Annotated in this window: 14 protein-coding genes; 5 read left to right on the top strand and 9 right to left on the bottom strand. The window is 68.9% G+C overall.

The features are described from left to right. Positions 1-10: 10 nt before the first annotated feature. From RTW82_RS02030 to RTW82_RS02060, 7 genes are read right to left on the bottom strand one after another with little or no spacing between them, the layout of a single operon-like run. Positions 11-1,192 carry a pyridoxal phosphate-dependent aminotransferase gene (locus RTW82_RS02030; RefSeq protein WP_184488319.1) on the bottom strand — a complete coding sequence of 394 codons (1,182 nt, stop codon included), beginning with the start codon at positions 1,190-1,192 and terminating at the stop codon, positions 11-13. A gap of 40 nt (positions 1,193-1,232) precedes the next feature. After that, positions 1,233-1,922: an ABC transporter permease gene (locus RTW82_RS02035; RefSeq protein ID WP_021218237.1), complete on the bottom strand. Its 690-nt coding sequence runs from the start codon at positions 1,920-1,922 to the stop codon at positions 1,233-1,235. A gap of 8 nt (positions 1,923-1,930) precedes the next feature. Beyond that, on the bottom strand, positions 1,931-2,644 hold the full coding sequence (locus RTW82_RS02040; protein ID WP_021218236.1) for an ABC transporter permease: 714 nt from the start codon (positions 2,642-2,644) through the stop codon (positions 1,931-1,933). 34 nt (positions 2,645-2,678) lie between these two features. Further along, positions 2,679-3,455, bottom strand: coding sequence for a transporter substrate-binding domain-containing protein (locus tag RTW82_RS02045; RefSeq protein ID WP_316924107.1), 777 nt, complete (start codon positions 3,453-3,455; stop codon positions 2,679-2,681). Between the two features lie 39 nt (positions 3,456-3,494). Then, positions 3,495-4,298, bottom strand: a complete 804-nt coding sequence (locus RTW82_RS02050) for an ABC transporter ATP-binding protein (RefSeq protein WP_410478742.1) — start codon at positions 4,296-4,298, stop codon at positions 3,495-3,497. A 14-nt stretch (positions 4,299-4,312) separates the two neighbouring features. After that, positions 4,313-5,893, bottom strand: a complete 1,581-nt coding sequence (locus RTW82_RS02055; RefSeq protein ID WP_316924108.1) for an amidohydrolase — start codon at positions 5,891-5,893, stop codon at positions 4,313-4,315. 31 nt (positions 5,894-5,924) lie between these two features. Continuing rightward, positions 5,925-7,529 (bottom strand): 5-guanidino-2-oxopentanoate decarboxylase, encoded by a 1,605-nt coding sequence (locus RTW82_RS02060; protein WP_316924109.1) that lies wholly within the window; start codon positions 7,527-7,529, stop codon positions 5,925-5,927. Positions 7,530-7,717: 188 nt separating this feature from the next. On the opposite strand from RTW82_RS02060, the gene RTW82_RS02065 reads away from it, so the two are divergent. Then, the gene (locus RTW82_RS02065) at positions 7,718-8,647 is read left to right on the top strand and encodes a LysR substrate-binding domain-containing protein (protein WP_021218231.1); all 930 of its coding nucleotides are present in this window, start codon (positions 7,718-7,720) and stop codon (positions 8,645-8,647) included. Positions 8,648-8,697: 50 nt separating this feature from the next. Here the strand turns inward: RTW82_RS02065 and RTW82_RS02070 are convergent, their stop codons facing one another. Next, positions 8,698-9,405 (bottom strand): helix-turn-helix transcriptional regulator, encoded by a 708-nt coding sequence (locus RTW82_RS02070; RefSeq protein ID WP_316924110.1) that lies wholly within the window; start codon positions 9,403-9,405, stop codon positions 8,698-8,700. 359 nt (positions 9,406-9,764) lie between these two features. Between RTW82_RS02070 and RTW82_RS02075 the strand changes: the two genes are divergently transcribed. The 4 genes from RTW82_RS02075 to RTW82_RS02090 all read left to right on the top strand — a co-directional run bounded on the left by RTW82_RS02075 (position 9,765) and on the right by RTW82_RS02090 (position 13,357). After that, a complete protein-coding gene (locus RTW82_RS02075) occupies positions 9,765-10,037 on the top strand; it encodes a hypothetical protein (RefSeq protein WP_021218229.1) in 273 nt (90 codons plus the stop codon). Positions 10,038-10,154: 117 nt separating this feature from the next. Further along, on the top strand, positions 10,155-12,479 hold the full coding sequence (locus RTW82_RS02080; RefSeq protein WP_316924111.1) for a tetratricopeptide repeat protein: 2,325 nt from the start codon (positions 10,155-10,157) through the stop codon (positions 12,477-12,479). A gap of 128 nt (positions 12,480-12,607) precedes the next feature. Beyond that, the gene (locus tag RTW82_RS02085; protein ID WP_021218227.1) at positions 12,608-12,910 is read left to right on the top strand and encodes a DUF2388 domain-containing protein; all 303 of its coding nucleotides are present in this window, start codon (positions 12,608-12,610) and stop codon (positions 12,908-12,910) included. A 222-nt stretch (positions 12,911-13,132) separates the two neighbouring features. Continuing rightward, positions 13,133-13,357 carry a hypothetical protein gene (locus RTW82_RS02090; protein WP_316924112.1) on the top strand — a complete coding sequence of 75 codons (225 nt, stop codon included), beginning with the start codon at positions 13,133-13,135 and terminating at the stop codon, positions 13,355-13,357. Positions 13,358-13,402: 45 nt separating this feature from the next. Here RTW82_RS02090 and gcvP read toward each other — a convergent pair whose 3' ends face one another. Beyond that, complete coding sequence (gene gcvP, locus RTW82_RS02095; RefSeq protein ID WP_316924113.1) at positions 13,403-16,279, bottom strand: aminomethyl-transferring glycine dehydrogenase; 2,877 nt, start codon at positions 16,277-16,279, stop codon at positions 13,403-13,405. Positions 16,280-16,314: the final 35 nt, after the last annotated feature.

Genomic DNA, 16,314 nt, shown 5'->3' on the forward strand with positions numbered 1-16,314 from the left:
TTGCGGTGGGTCAGCGCTGGCGTTGCAGGCGCTCGATGAAGCCGGCGATGCGTCGGCAGGCCTCTTCCAGCTCGGCATCGGAGACGGTGAACGAGAGCCGCACGAAGCCCCGGCAGCTGGCGCCGAAGGCTTCGGCGTCGAGCACCGAGACCCCGGTCTCGCGGAACAGCTGCCAGGCGAAGTCCATCCCCGAGAGGCCGGTGCCGCGCACGTCCACCAGCATGAACATGCCGGCCTCCGGCACCTTGCAGTGCAGCAGCGGCACATCGGCCAGCGCGCTGGCCACCAGGTCGCGGCGGCGGCGATACAGCGTGCGGGCCGCGCCGACGATCTCCTCGTCCAGCTCCAGGGCCTTCAGCGCGGCGGCCTGGATGAAGCCCGGCAGGCCGTAGATCATGCACAGCATCAGGTTGTCGAGGTGGCCGATCAGCTCGCTCGGGGCCACCACCCAGCCCACGCGCCAGCCGGTCATGGCGTGGGATTTCGACAGGCTGTTGAGCACCACGGTGCGCTCGGCCATGCCCTCCAGGGTGGCGATGCTGCGGTGCGGGCGGTCGTAGGTGAGCTGGCCGTAGACCTCGTCGGACAGCACCCAGAGATCATGGCGCCGGGCGACCTCCGCCACTGCCTCCAGCTCCTCCAGGGTGTAGACGTTGCCGGTGGGGTTGTTCGGCGTCGCCAGGGCGATGCCCCGGGTGCGTTCGGTAAGCACCGCCTCCAGCGCCTCGACGGTAAGGCGGAAGTCCCCCTCCGCCGGCTGCGCGATGCTCACCAGGCGCGCGCCGGATGCCTGGATGCTGGCGGCGTAGGTCAGGTACATCGGTTCCGGCACCAGCACCTCGTCACCGCCCTCGAACAGGCACATGGCGGTGGCATAGAGGCCGTTCTGCGCCCCGGCGACCACGGCGACATTGTCCACTTCCACGGGGATGCCCAGCAGCGTGCGTTGCTTGGCGGCGATGGCCTCGCGCAGCGGCGTGCGGCCGATCACCGCGCTGTAGTGGGTGTCGCCCTGGCCCAGGGCCTCGACGGCGGCGGCGCAGATCGGCTCGGCGGTGGCGAAGTCCGGGTCGCCGATGCTCAGCACGATGGCGTCCTCGCCCCGCTCCTGGGCTTCGCAGGCGGCGTAGTGGATATCCCAGGCGCTGACGGTTTCGCCACTGATGCGCTGGACCAGGGATGAGTAGTTCATGCAGTGCTCCTCGCCGGCTCGCGCCGGCGTGCAAAGGGGTTCAGGCCTGGCGCTGCGGCGTCCTGCCGACGCGCGCGAAGCCCTGTTCGATAAGGAAGGCCAGGACGATGTAGACCACCGCCACCACCAGCAGCGGCTCGTAGACGCGCAAGGTCTGCGAGCGCACCAGGTTGGCCGCGCCGAGCAGGTCGGTGACCGCCACGGTGGAGGCCAGGGCGGTGGACTTGAGCAACATCACGCTCTCGCCAGCCAGGGTCGGGCGCAGCATCTGCAGCGCGCGGGGCATCCACACCCGGCGCAGCACCTGCCAGGGGCGCATGCCATAGGCCCGCGCCGCCTCCAGCTCGCCCCGGGGCACCGCGCGCAGGCCGCCGCGCAACACCTCGCCGACATAGGCGCCGACGCTCAGGGTCAGGGCGAAGGCGACATACCAGAAGCCTTCGCGCAGGTAGGGCCAGAGCAGGCTGTGGCGGATCAGCGGGAAAGTGGCGAAGACGCTGCCGACGCCGTAGTAGAGGATGTAGATCTGCACCAGCAGCGGCGTGCCCCGCAGCACGCTGGTGTAGAAGCGCGCGCCACCCGACAGCAGCGGGTTGCGCGACAGCCGTGCCAGGGCCACGGCCATCGCCAGCAGGAAGCCGAAGAAGGCCGAGATCAGCAGCAACTGCAGGGTCAGCACCGCGCCGCGCGTCAGCTCACCGGTAAAGCCATTCAACCAGGTGAAGTCCATGAGCCCTCCTAGGCGAGCCGCGGCATCCAGCGTTCGAAGCGAGCCTCGAAGCGCCGGAACACCAGGCTGGAGACCAGCGTAATGAGGTAGTAGAAGGCCGCCACCGCCAGGTAGAACATCAGGTAGTGCTTGGTCGACGCGGCAGCCTGGCGACCGGCGCCCAGCAGCTCGCTATAACCCACCACGCTGATCAGCGCGCTGTCCTTGACCAGCACCAGCCACAGGTTGGACAGGCCGGCGACCACGTGGGGCAGCATGCTCGGCACCAGCACCCGCCGCAGCACCATGAAGGGCTTCATGCCGTAGGCCCGCCCGGCCTCGATCTGGCCCACGGGGATGGCCTCGATGGCGCCACGGATGATCTCCGCCGAATAGGCGCCCTGGACGATGCCCAGCACCACGATGGCGGCGAGGAAGCCATTGACCTCCACCGGCGGCTGGCCCATGGAGGCCATCAGCAGGTTGAGCAGGTCGGAGCCGGCGTAGTACAGCAGCAGGATCAGCAGCAGCTCGGGCACCGCGCGGTACAGCGTGGTGTAGCAGTTGGCCCAGATCACCAGCCAGCGCGGCCCCCAGAGCTTGACCAGGGCGACGACCAGGCCCAGGGACAGGCCGAGCACGAAGGCCCCGACCGAGATGCCCAGGGTCTTCACCGCACCCTGGGCCAGGGCCTGCAGCCAGCCATCGGCGAACAGCAGCCGTTGGATTTCGATAGCGGTCATGAATGCACCTGCGAGGAAAAGGACCGAGTGCGCATCACTGCCGGGCCGAGATGTCGGCCTTGAAGTAGCGCCCGCGAATGGCGTCGTAGGTGCCGTCGTCGCGCAGCGCCTGCAGGGCCTGGTTCAGGCGCTCGCGCAGGGCGTCGTTGCCCTTGCGCACCGCAGCGCCCACGCCCTCGCCGAACAGCGGGTCATGGGGTGCCACGCCCTTGCTGGCGAGCATCGAATTGTCCGGCAGGTCGAGCAGCGGCTCCACGGCCAACTGGTCGGCGAGCATGATGTCGATGCGACCGCTGCGCAGGTCGGCGAGGATGTCGTCCTGGTCGTTGTAGTAGCGCACGGTGGAGTCCTTGCCGAAGTACTGCTTGGCGTAGGCGGAGTGGTTGGTCGAGCCCTGCACGCCGATGATCAGGCCCTTCAGGCCTTCGGGGGTGGGCTGCACGTCCAGGCTGCTGTCGGCGACCCAGAGGGCGGGCGTGAAGAAATAGGGCTCGCTGAAGTCCACCACCTGGCGCCGCTCGGGGGTGATCGACAGCGAGTTCAGCACCACATCCACCTGCTGCGCCTTGAGCGCGGGGATGAGGCCGTCCCAGGCCATCTCGTTGAGTGGGCACTGCGCCTGCAGGCGTTCGCACACGGCCCGGATCAGCTCCGGCTCGAAGCCACTCCACTCACCCTTGCCGCTCTTGAAGGAGAAGGGTGGGTAGGGCTCCAGGGCGATGCCGAAGACGATCTTTTCCTGGGCCACGGCGGCGCTGGCGACGCTGGCCAGCAAGGCGGCCTGGAGCAGGGCGAGAAGGCTTTTTTTCATGGTGGGTCCCTCGTTGTGGTTTTTGTATTGGCTAAGGGTTCAGCGGTTGTCCTGGGCCATCACGAACTGCCGGCAGCGCTCGCTGCGCGGGTCCAGCAGCACCTGGGAAGGCGGGCCCTGTTCCTCGATGCGGCCCTGGTGGAGGAACACCACCTGGCTCGAAACGTCCCGGGCGAAGGCCATCTCGTGGGTGACCAGGATCATGGTCCGGCCCTCCTCGGCGATGCCGCGGATCACCCGCAGCACATCGCCCACCAGCTCGGGGTCAAGGGCCGAGGTCGGCTCGTCGAAGAGCAGCACCTGCGGCCGTACCGCCAGCGCCCGGGCGATGGCCACGCGTTGCTGCTGGCCGCCGGAGAGGAAGGCCGGGTAGACATCGCGCTTCTCCGCCAGGCCGACCCGCTCCAGCAGTTGCTCGGCGTGGCCGATGGCGTCCTGGCGCTTTTCGCCGAGCACATGCACCGGCGCCTCGATGACGTTCTCCAGCACCGTGCGGTGCGGCCACAGGTTGAAGTTCTGGAACACCATGCTCAGGCGGGTGCGCAGGCGCTCCACCTGGCGCGGGTCGCCGATGCGGCCGTGGCCGGCGCGGTCACGCTTGAGCGCCACCTTCTCGCCGTTGATGTGCAGGCTGCCGGCATCCGGGATCTCCAGCAGGTTGATGCAGCGCAGCAGGGTGCTCTTGCCCGAGCCGCTGGCGCCGATCAGCGACACCACGTCGCCCTCGCGGGCCTCCAGGGAAATGCCCTTGAGCACATGGTGCTCGGCGTAGCTCTTGTGCAGGTCGTCGATGGCGACCACGGGTGAAGTCGTCGCCACGGCGGCGGCAGGTATCGGGTTCATCTCGTTGCTCCCCATCATTCGTCGTCCCGTGCGGGAATCCACCACTCTTCGCCCCGCACCGTGCGGATGTACTCCGGCCAGCGGAAGCGATGGGGTGCCTGGAAGTCCTTCGGCAGCAGCGGCGCCTGCCACTGCTCGCCACCGATGCCGCCGCCGGTGCGCTGCTCGAACTCGGCCTTGGCCGCCGCCAGCAGCTCGGGCCGGGTGAACAGGTCGACCAGGGTCGCGGCGATGGTGCTGGCGGCCACCTGGACCATCGGGTCGATGGTTTCGCGGATGCCACCCAGGGCATTGGCGACCCAGTCCGGGTAGACGTAGCCCGCAGGGGCCGAGAGCATTGGCCGGGCCACCAGCAGGCGCACGGTGGGGCAATGCCAGGTGTATTCGGGGTAGTCGTCCGAGGTCAGGTACTTCTGCCAGGCCGGCATCTGCAGGCGCAGCTGGCGCTCGCATTCCTGGGGCTCGATCAGTTCCTCGGTGGCCGGGAGGAAGGGCCGGTCCATGGGCTCCAGGCCCAGGTTGGCCTGGATCTCGCGGCCGACGGCTATGGCCTCCTCGCCCCAGCGCGGCGCGCCGATGGCGGCGAGGTTGTCGTAGGTGGCCTGGGCCAGCACGTGGTTGGCCAGGCCGCCACGGGACTTGCACACCCAGGTCTTCTTCCACTGGCAGCCGGTGGCCAGCGCGGCAGCGGCGGCGTTGTTGTCCATCACCTTGGCGACGGTCTCGGCCTGCTCGATGGAATCGCAGCGCAGCAGGTACTGGATCTGCGCCAGGTGCGGCGGCAGGTTGTCGGCGGTGGCCTGGCCGGCGGTGAGGATCGCCTCGTTGTAGCTCCACAGGCCGGTGAACGGCAGGGTCGAGCGGCGCAGGCTCTCGTTCAGGGTGTAGAAGTGCACCAGCGCGTCGTTGGCGCCCGGCGCCCGCGCGGCCAGGTGGTTCTGCGGGATCGGGCTGTAGCTGTCGGCGGCGATCCAGTTCTGCGGGTCAGCGCAGGTGAAGCTGTAGATGTAGGCGTAGGCGATGCCGCAGTGGGTGTCCCAGGTGGTGGTGTTGTTCAGCGGCAGCATGTAGGTGGGGTGGAAGCTGATGGCCGCATCGAGGTCGTCGTAATAGCCCTTGGCGGCGTGCACCGGCTTGGAGGCGCGCAGCTTTTCCGCCGGCTCGCCGAAGAAGCGGAGGGTGCCCTGGATGCCGAACGCCAGCATCGCCGCCTTGGCCGCCAGGACCCCACCCAGGGCGCTGATGCCCAGCGCCGAATGGGGGTCGGTGTGGCCGGGGGCGAAGCGCGACAGGCCGTCCCTGGGCATCTGCCGGGTGGTGGCGGCCTGGCAGTTGCCCGGCACCGCGTCGTACTCGGCGTAGGTCGCCAGCAGCGGGCCCTCGCCGTTGCTGAAGGTGGCGCAGAAGGCGGTGGGCATGCCGCCGCTGCCCTCTTCCACGGTGAAGCCTTCCTCGCGCAGCTTCTCGACGTACCAGGCGCAGGACTTGTACTCACGGAAGGCCGGCTCGGCGAAATGCCAGATCACCTGGTGCCAGTCGGACAGCTGCTGGCCGTGGCGCTCGACCCAATCCAGGGCGAACTGCTTGTGGGGCATGTGCGGAATCCTCGTTGTCAGGGCGACGGGCTCAGGCCGGCAGGAAGTCGGCGGCGTCGAGCTCGATCAGGTGCGGTTCGCGGGTGTCGGCCAGGCTGCCGAGCAACTCGCGCAGGCCATCCAGGCTGCGCACCGCGTGGTGCTGCACGTGGCAGGCCCGGGCCAGGGCGGGGAAGTCCGGGGCGAGGATGTCGACGCCCAGGGGCGGCACCTCGCGGGCCACCATGTAGTCGCGGATTTCGCCGTAGCAGTGGTTGTTCCACAGCACCAGCAGCACCCCGATCCCCGCCTCGCGGGCGGCGATCAGTTCGGCGCTGGAGAACTGCACGCCACCGTCACCGGCCAGGGCCAGCACCGGGCGCGCGGGCAGCGCCAGCTTGGCGCCGATGGCCGCCGGCAGGGCGTAGCCGAGGGTGCCGTAGCCGGTGCCGGCGTTGAACCAGCTGCCGGGAGCCGGGGCGCGGTAACCCAGGGCGCCCTGGTACACCGGCTGGGTGGAGTCCCCCACCAGCACCGGTGCCGGCAGGCTGTCACGCAGGGTATCGAGCAGCGCTTGCATGGCCCGCTGCCGGGGGCTCCAGCCCTCCCGTTCGGCGGCATTCACCCGGCGCACGCCGGCAAGGGCCCAGTCGCTGTCGCGCAGGGTTTCGGGCAGCGCCTCCAGCAACGCGTGCAGACCGAGAGCGGCATCCCCCAGCAGGCCGACTTCGGCCCGCTGCACACCGAGGATCTGCAGCGGGTCGATGTCCAGGCGGATCACCGGCACAGCGAGCGAGAAGGGCCCGAGGCCGAAGAAGTCGTAGTCGGTCTCACCCAGTTCGGTGCCCACCGCCAGCACCACGTCGGCCTCGGCGAACAGGGCACGGCCATGGGCGGATGACTGCACGCCATCGAGCAGCAGCGGGTGGGTCGGCGCCAGCAGACCACGGGCATTGGTGGTCAGCGCCACCGGCGCCTGCAGGCGCTCCGCCAGGGTGCGCAGGGCCTCACCGGCACCGCGCGCGCCACCGCCGGCGAGGATCAGCGGCTTGCGTGCCTGCTGCAGCAGGGCAGCGGCTTCGGCCACGGCAGCGGGCGCCGGGGCGGCGGCCTGGGGTAACGCGCGGGGGCGCAGGTCGAGGCCGTCGGCGGGCAGCTCCAGCACATCCAGGGGGATTTCGATATGCACCGGGCGGGGCCGGGCGCAGCGGAACAGGGCAAAGGCCCGGGCCAGCACTTCCGGCAGCTCCGCAGGGCGCTGCAGGGTGTGGCTGAAGGCGCAGACGCCGGCGACCATGGCGCGCTGGTCCGGCAGCTCGTGGAGGAAGCCGTGGCCCAGGCGCTGGTGCTCGCGGCGGCTGGTGGTGGAGATCACCAGCATCGGCACCGAGTCGGCATAAGCCTGGCCCATGGCGGTGAGGATGTTGGTCATGCCCGGGCCGGTGATGATGAAGCACACCCCCGGCTTGCCGCTGGCACGGGCGTAACCATCGGCCATGAAGCCGGCACCCTGTTCGTGGCGCGGGCTGATATGACGCAGGCGACTGCCGTCGAGGCCGCGATAGAGCTCCACCGTGTGCACGCCGGGGATGCCGAAAACGGTCTCCACGCCATAGCCTTCGAGCAACTGGACGAGCGCCTGGGCGCAACTGGTCATGCGAGCACCTCTTGTTATGGGTATGGGCTCCCGACGCAGGGCCGGAGGGCAAGCCGGGCCAAAAAGGCGCGGCGGAATGGCCCCCAGTATTGGTGAATCTCGCGCTACAACAATCGAATTGTTTTTGCCGTATTGTTCAATTCAGCTCAACATTCAAACCCCTGGCCACGCTCCCGGAAGGAGACCCCATGCGCTTCCCCTCGATGACCGCCATCCGCGCGCTGGACGCCATCGCCCGGCTGGGCAGCGTCTCCGCCGCCGCCCGCGAGCTGAGCCTCACCCGCAGCGCCATCAGCCACCAGGTCAGCAGCCTGGAGCAGAGCCTCGGCTTCGCCCTGACCGAGCGCATCGGCCGCGGCATCGGCCTCACCTACCAGGGCGTGCGCTACGCCCGGGAAGTGCACCGGGCGCTCTCCACGCTTCAGGAGGCGGCCCTGGGGCTCGACGAGCAGCAGGTCTCCGGCCGGCTCTGCGTGAGCTGCAACCCGGGCTTCGCCACCTACTGGCTGTGCCACCACATCGGCGCCTTCCACCGCCAATACCCCCAGGTGCAGTTGCAGGTGATCTCGCCCCGGGCGCCAGACGACACCAGCAACACCAGTGCCGACCTGTTCATCGCCTACGGCATCGGCGACTGGCCGGACCAGTGGGTGGAGCAGATCGTCGCGCTGCGCTTCTTCCCGGTGTGCAGCCCACGCCTGATCAACGCCCAGGGCGGGCTCAAGAGCCCCCAGGAGCTGGGTGCCCTGCCCTTGCTGCACATGAACGATCACACCGACTGGCGGGTTTGGCTGGCCACGGCGGGCGCCTCGAACATCGACGCCTCCACCGGCATCGTCTTCTCCGATGCCCACTGCGCGCAGTCGGCCTGCATCGCCGCCCAGGGCGTGGCCATCGGCGACAACCTGCTCAGCGGCGACGCCCTGGCCCGTGGCCTGCTGGTGCGCCCCTTCGAAACCAGCATCGACTCCCACCGCGGCTATTACCTGGTGGCCGACCCGCTGAAAGCCGAACGCCCCGCCGTGCAGGCCTTCAGCAATTGGGTGAAGCACCAGTTGCAGGTCAGTATCCCGGGGCTGAAGAAACGCAATGACGCGCTGCTGGATCACGCCCGCTGAGGCAGGCCGGGGCACAGGGGGAGGCGCAGCGGTTGCGCGGGATGGGCGGGTTACCAGAGCACCGAGGACCAGAACACCTGCCCGATCACCTGGATTCCGGCCTGGGGGCGCTCTTCGTCGGGGTACTCCTCGCGCTTGTAGCTGCGCAGGCGAATCTGCCCGGCCGGAAGGCGGTGCAGGACCTTGATCCTCAGCATGCCCTCGTCGACCAGGGCATAGACCTTGCCATCCACCACCTCGCAACGCCCACGGTCGATGCCGAGGACCGCGCCGTCGGGAAAGACGGGTTCCATGCTGTCGCCGCTGACGATGACGCAGGCCACCTGTTCCGGTTCTATCTGGCGCTGCTTCAAGGCATGTCGGCTGAAGCGAATTCCCGAGTAGTCCAATTCCTCCAGCGCGGTGGCCGGGTCCGGATCGCCCTCGGCCTCGCGCAGCAGCGGAAGCTCGATCTCGTACTCGTAGCGGGATGAATCCGATTCTCTGATGGTCATAGGGGCCACGCCATCCGGGGCGTCTGCGTCCTGCCTGCCATCGTCGGGCGCCGTGGACGATTGCACGGCCTGCCCGCCGATGCTCAGCGGAGGCATGTGCAGCGCGCCGAGTATCTGGTTGATACGGGTCAACCCGGGCTCCCGGCGCCCTCCCAGCCAGTGCGCCACGGCGCCCTGGGTCACGTGCAGGCGTTCGGCCAGTTGCTCCTGGGTGACACCGAGATCTTTCATCCTGGCCTTGGCCAGCAGGTTCCATTTCTTCATGGGCGCGACATTACGCGCCGTATTGCCGGCGGCCAGTAACCCAATGTAATACAGGCTATAGGACGTAATTACTATATGTAGTATGCGCACCCAGGGCACTCCTCTGCGCCAGCGTTCGGACGCCACTCCGACGGTGGCTCGCGGGATGCCCCGGGTTTCCCTCCCTCCGCCCGAGCGCGCGGCCATGATCCACTTGTGGCCCGGCCGCCAGAACGGCCAAGCGCCAGGAAGAGCGCAGGCCGTCGGCTCGGTCCAATGGCCCCCACATGGACGCGCAGGGCGGGGGGAGGTTTTTCACGTGCTATCGGCCCGGATGGGCAGGTGCCCGAAGGCACCCTTGCGCAATAAGGAGATGCGACATGCAGTTTCAACTCACCGTTCTATGCCTCGGTATCTATCGTCACGTCGTCGAGGGGCAGGACCAGTGTTATGCGGTCATCGCCAGGCAGCCTGAGAACGAGGATGAGCGTGACCAGCATCGGGGCTACCTGGTGCAGCAGGTGACCGCCGAACCCCGCCTGTTCGAGCAGATGACCTGGCTGAACGCCCCGGCCACGCTGAGTTTCCTCTGCACCATCAGCGCAGAACCCGGCAGCCACTACCGGCCGCACCTGCTGGGCCTCTGCCACTGAGCGTCGCCCTGGCCGGCAAGGAAGGCAGGGCGCCAAGCGGCGCTGGTTTGACAGCTTCGGGCGCATTCACGGAAGCTGCGTGCTTCCGTGAGTCCATGCACCACAGCGGACGTCTGCATGCCGAAACACCCGAACGCCCCCGATTCCCCCGCGAGTCCGCCCAGCCGCCCCAGTTACGTCCTGCCCGTGCTCGCCGCGCTGCTGTTGCTGGTGGGCCTGGGCGGCTGGCTGTGGGTGCAGGGCGGCAAGCCCTACGTGCCGACGCGGGGGCCGGGGCCGAGCCTGGCGGACCAGGGGCCGGCGCAGATGGTCGACGAGCAGCAATGCGGCACCTGCCACGCGCCCCAGGCGAAGGCCTGGAAGGGCTCGCACCATCAGCTGGCGATGCAGGACGCCTCGCCGCGCTCGGTGCAGGGGGACTTCGACGACGCCCGCTTCGAGGCCGAAGGGGAAAGCACGCGCTTCTTCCGCAAGGACGACGGCTACTGGGTCAACACCCCCGGCCCCGACGGCCAGCCGGCAGACTTCAAGGTGGCCTACGCCTTTGGCGTGGAGCCGCTGCAGCAGTACCTGCTGGAGCTCCCCGGCGGGCGCCTGCAAGCCTTCGGCATCGCCTGGGATACGCAGAAGAAGGCCTGGTTCCACCTCGCGTCCGGCCAGGGCATCGACTTCCGCAACCCGCAGCACTGGAGCAAGCCGTCGCAGAACGCCAACTTCCAGTGCATCGACTGCCACAGCACCGGCTACGTCCGTGGCTATGACGACGCCACCGGTACCTACGCCAGCCACTGGGCCGCCCCCGGCGTCGGCTGCCAGGCCTGCCACGGCCCGGCCTCCCTGCACCTGGAATGGGCGCGTTTCAAGGGCCTGCACTCCCAGGCCGGCTTCACCCTGGACCTGGCCCGCACCAGCAACCGCCTGCAGGTGGAAACCTGTGCCCGCTGCCACGCCCGTCGCGTGCCCCTGGATGGCGACCACGCCTTCGGCAAGCGCCTGATGGACGACTACCTGCCCAGCGCGCTGACCCGCGAACTGTACGAGCTGGACGGCAAGTTCAAGGAGCAGGTCTACGAGTACGGCTCCTTCACCCAGAGCCGCATGTACGCGCGCGGGCTCAGCTGCAGCACCTGCCACGACCCCCACAGCGGCGGCGTGCGGGTGGAGGGCAACGGCCTCTGCACCCGGTGCCACAACCCCAGCGGCAAGAGCACCGTGGCCGGCATCGACGACAGGGGCCTGAAGGCACGCGACTACGAGGCCCCCGAACACCTGCACCATGCCGCCGGGCAACCCGGCTCCCAGTGCGTGGACTGCCACATGCCGGGCAAGACGCTGCTGGGCAACGACTACCGCCACGACCACGGCTTCAGCCTGCCCAACCCCGGCCGCGCGCTGAAGCTGGGCACCCCCGATGCCTGCCTGGGCTGCCACAAGGATGTCGCCGGCCAGGCCGTGGCCGAGCAGTTCGAACACTGGTACGCCCAGGGCAAGGACCCGGCACCCCGCTACGACGAGAGCCTGGCGCTGATCCGCAACGGCCGCCCGGGCGCCTCGCGGGCCTTGTTCCAGCAACTGGAGCGTGGCGACCTGCCGGCCATCCGCCGCGCCACCCTGCTCGCCGAGCTGCCCGGCTACCCCAGCGAGCGCGCGCTGAACCTGGCCGCCAACGACCTCAACCACGCCGCGCCCCAGGTACGCGAAGCGGCGGTGCGCGCGGTCAACGCCCTGTTGCCGCCCGAGCAGCGCCGCGACCTGCTGGCGCCCTTGCTCACCGACCCGGTGCGGGCCGTGCGCATCATCGCCGCCCGTGGCCTGCTGGGCATGGGCAGCACCGGCCTGGGCAACTACGAGAAGGCCTGGGACAAAGCCATCGCCGAATACGAGGCGGTACAACTGAGCCTGGCCGAGCGCGCCGAAGCCAACCTCAACCTGGCGTCCCTCTACCAGGGCAACGGCCGCGCCGACCAGGTAGAAGGGCGCCTGCGCACCGCCATCGAACGCGACCCCGACTTCCTCCCCGCGCGGGTCGCCCTGGTGCAATGGCTCGACGCCAACTACCGCTGGGAAGAGGGCCAGAAGGTGCTGGCCGAGGCGCTGCGCGAACACCCCGCGGCAGCCCTGCTGCACCACGCCCAGGGGCAGGCGGCCCTGCGCAAGGGGGAGCGCCAGGCCGCCATCGCCGCGTTCCGCGAAGCGGTGCGCCTGGAACCCGGCAACGCCCGCTACGGCCACGCCCTGGCGGCCGCGCTGCACGATGACGGCAAGCTGGAGGAAGCCTGCCGCCGCCTGGAGCAGGTATTGGAGAGCAACCCCGTCAACCGCGAGGCACGCCTGGCGCTGATCGGCTACTGGCGCGAAGCGGGGCAGATCCAGAAGGTGCAGGCCCTGCTCGCCGAGCTGGAGCAGCTCAACCCCGACGACCCGGCGCTGAAGCGGGAATAGCGCCCGCCGGGCCGAACCACTGGCCAGCTGCCATGACCGGTCGGCGGCCACTTGGCCTGTATACGGAACTCCCCGGGGCCGCCCGGAATCTCAGTTGCAGGTCCCCCACAACAACCTGGAGTCATCCCATGCGTACCACAGTAGCTGCCGCTGTCATCGCCCTGGCCGCCATCCCTGCTGGCTCGGCCATGGCGGATACCTTCTGGCGCAACGTGCTGTCCTCCGGCGCCACCACCGCCTCCACCTACGTGACCTTCAAGGACCACAAGCTGATCGTCGCCGCCCGCGAAGATGCCAGCAGCTTCGTCGCCAGCGACGGCGCCATCCGTGGCCCCTTCCTGGAAGCAGCGCTGAAGCAGGTGCGTGCCGACAACCCCGGCATCCAGGCCAGCGACGAGGAACTGGCGACCGCCATCCTCGCCAACGAATAAAGGGAAACCCGCAGGCGCGGGCGCTTGCAGCGCGGCATGGAATGCATCGAGGGCCCCCAACCCGGCCAGGTTGGGGGCCCTTTCTTATCCACCGATTGAAAGCGCTACCCAGGCCGCATCCAGGGCACGCCAGGCTTGCGGGAAGTCCGGCGCTCGGGCACAACCTTCCTGCCGGCGTCACCTTTACCGGCCCTCTTCTTCTCACCTACAAGGATGTCCCCCATGGGTAACCCCATTCCCACGCTGAAGATCGTGCTGATCCTGATGATCGTCATCGACCTGTTCTGGTTCAGCGAGCGCGTGCTCTCCCTGCTCGACTTCAGCTTTTTCGATTTCCTCCCGTCCAAGCTGATCAGCGTCGTCGGCCTGGCCAGCAGCCTGCTGCTGATCGTCTTCAACGTACTGCTGATCGGCCTGCTCGGGCGCCTGCAGTTCAAGGCCGAATAACCCGGCGCCCGGGAGCGACTGCTGGGCGCCTCTAAGAGAGATGCCCTACTCGCGGTAGTCCTCCAGGGGCACACAGGCGCAGAACAGGTTGCGGTCGCCGTAGACGTTGTCGACGCGGTTCACCGTGGGCCAGTACTTGTGCGCCCGGGTGTGGGCGGTGGGCGTCACCGCCTGCTCGATGCTATAGGGCCGCTCCCAGAGGCCCACCACGTCGGCCAGGGTGTGCGGCGCGCGCTTGAGCGGGTTGTCCTCGGCCGGCCACTCGCCGGCCTGCACCTTGGCGATCTCCGCGCGGATGCCGAGCATGGCTTCGATGAAGCGGTCCAGCTCGTGCTTGGACTCGCTCTCGGTGGGCTCGACCATCAGGGTGCCCGGCACCGGGAAGGACATAGTCGGTGCGTGGAAGCCGTAGTCCATCAGGCGCTTGGCCACGTCCTCCTCGCTGATGCCGGTTTCCGCCTTGAGCGGGCGCAGGTCGAGGATGCACTCGTGGGCGACCCGCTCGTTGCGCCCGGTGTAGAGCACCGGATAGGCGCTGCCGAGGCGCTTGGCCAGGTAGTTGGCGTTGAGGATGGCCAGCTCGGTGGCATCCGCCAGCTGCGGGCCCATCATGGCGATGTACATCCAGCTGATGGGCAGGATGCTGGCGCTGCCCCAGGGCGCCGCGCTGACCGCGCCATTCTCCGGGTTCGGCCCCTTGAGCTCGATCACCGGGTGGTTGGCGACGAAGGGCGCCAGGTGCGCGCGCACGCCGATCGGCCCCATGCCCGGGCCACCACCACCGTGGGGGATGCAGAAGGTCTTGTGCAGGTTCATGTGCGAGACGTCGGCGCCGATGTCCGCCGGGCGCGCCAGGCCGACCTGGGCGTTGAGGTTGGCGCCGTCCATGTAGACCTGCCCGCCCTGGGCATGGATCACCTCGCAGATCTCGCGGATGCCCTCCTCGTACACGCCGTGGGTCGAGGGGTAGGTGGCCATCAGGCAGGACAGCTGCGCCCCCGCCTCCGCCGCCCGGGCCTTGAGGTCGTCGAGGTCGACGTTGCCGGCCTTGTCGCACTCGACTATCACCACGCGCATGCTCGCCATCTGCGCCGAGGCCGGGTTGGTGCCGTGGGCCGAGGCGGGGATCAGGCAGATGTTGCGGTGCGCCTCGCCCCGGCTCTCATGGTACTTGCGGATCGCCAGCAGCCCCGCGTATTCGCCCTGGGCGCCGGAGTTGGGCTGCATGCAGATGGCGTCGAAGCCGGTGATTGCCCGTAGCCATTCCTCCAGCTCGGCGATCATCGCCTGGTAGCCCTGGGTCTGCTCCAGCGGCGCGAAGGGGTGGATGGCGGCGAACTCCGGCCAGGTGATGGGGATCATCTCGCTGGTGGCGTTGAGCTTCATGGTGCAGGAGCCGAGGGGGATCATCGACTGGTTGAGCGCCAGGTCCTTGTTCTCCAGCTGCTTGAGGTAGCGCAGCATCTCGGTCTCGCTATGGTGGGTGTTGAACACCGGGTGCTGCAGCACGGCCGAGCTGCGCGCCAGCTCCGCCGGAATGCCCGGCACCAGCACCCCGGCGTCCAGCTCGTCCACCGACAGGCCGTGGTCGGCGCCAAGGAAGACGCTCCACAGCTGCTCGACGGTGGCGGCGCTACTGGTCTCGTCGAGGCTCAGCCCGAGCCGGCCACGACCGAGGATGCGCAGGTTGATGCGCGCCGCCTGGGCCGATTCGATGATCGCCGTCTGGCTGCCGCCCACCTCCAGGGTGAGGGTGTCGAAGTAGTGCTGGTTGAGCCGCTGCATGCCCTTGCGTGCCAGCCCCTCGGCGAGGATGGCGGTGAGCCGGTGCACGCGCTGGGCGATGCGCTTGAGCCCTTCCGGGCCGTGGTAGACGGCGTAGAAGCCGGCGATGTTGGCCAGCAGCACCTGGGCCGTGCAGATGTTGGAGTTGGCCTTCTCGCGGCGGATGTGCTGCTCGCGGGTCTGCAGGGCCATGCGCAGGGCGAGGTTGCCACGGGCGTCCTTGGAGACGCCGATGATGCGCCCGGGCATGGCGCGCTTGAACTCGTCGCGGGTGGCGAAGAAGGCCGCGTGGGGGCCGCCGTAGCCCATGGGCACGCCGAAACGCTGGGCCGAGCCGAACACCAAGTCGGCACCCAGCTCGCCGGGGGGCGTCAGCAGCAGCAGGCCGAGCAGGTCGGCAGCCACGCAGGCCAGCGCCTGCTGGCTGTGCAGGTGCTCGATCAGCGGGCGCAGGTCGCGGATCTCGCCGTGGGTGTCCGGGTATTGCAGCAAGGCACCAAACACCTGGTGCGAGGGCAGGTTCTCCACCGCGTCCACCACCAGCTCGAAACCGAAGGCCTCGGCGCGGGTGCGCACCACGGAAAGGGTCTGCGGGTGGCAGTTCTGGTCGGCGAAGAACAGGTTGCTCCTGGCCTTGGCCACGCGCTTGGCCAGGGCCATGGCCTCGGCGGCGGCGGTGGCTTCATCCAGCAGCGAGGCGCTGGCCAGCTCCAGGCCGGTGAGGTCGATGGTCATCTGCTGGAAGTTCAGCAGCGCCTCCAGGCGGCCCTGGGCGATCTCCGGCTGGTAGGGCGTGTAGGCGGTGTACCAGCCGGGGTTCTCCAGCACGTTGCGGAGGATCACCGCCGGGGTCAGGGTGCCGTGGTAACCCATGCCGATCAGGCTGGTCCACACCTCGTTGCGCTGGGCATGGGCACGCAGTTTCGCCAGGGCCGCCTCTTCGTCCAGGGCGGCCGGCAGTTCCAGGGGGCGGTTGAGGCGGATCGCCGGTGGCACCGTCTGCACGATGAGCTCATCGCGGTCGGCGAGGCCGAGGGCGTCGAGCATGGCCTGCTGTTCGGCCTGGTCCGGGCCCAGGTGGCGGCGGAGGAAGGCGTCAGGCTGTTGCAGCTGGGACAACGGGGGGATGTGCGACATGGGATCGGCCTCTGGAAATGGCCCAATAAGCTTAG

The sequence above is a fragment of the Pseudomonas sp. zfem005 genome, assembly GCF_032621735.1.
GTDB classification, from domain to species: domain Bacteria; phylum Pseudomonadota; class Gammaproteobacteria; order Pseudomonadales; family Pseudomonadaceae; genus Metapseudomonas; species Metapseudomonas solani.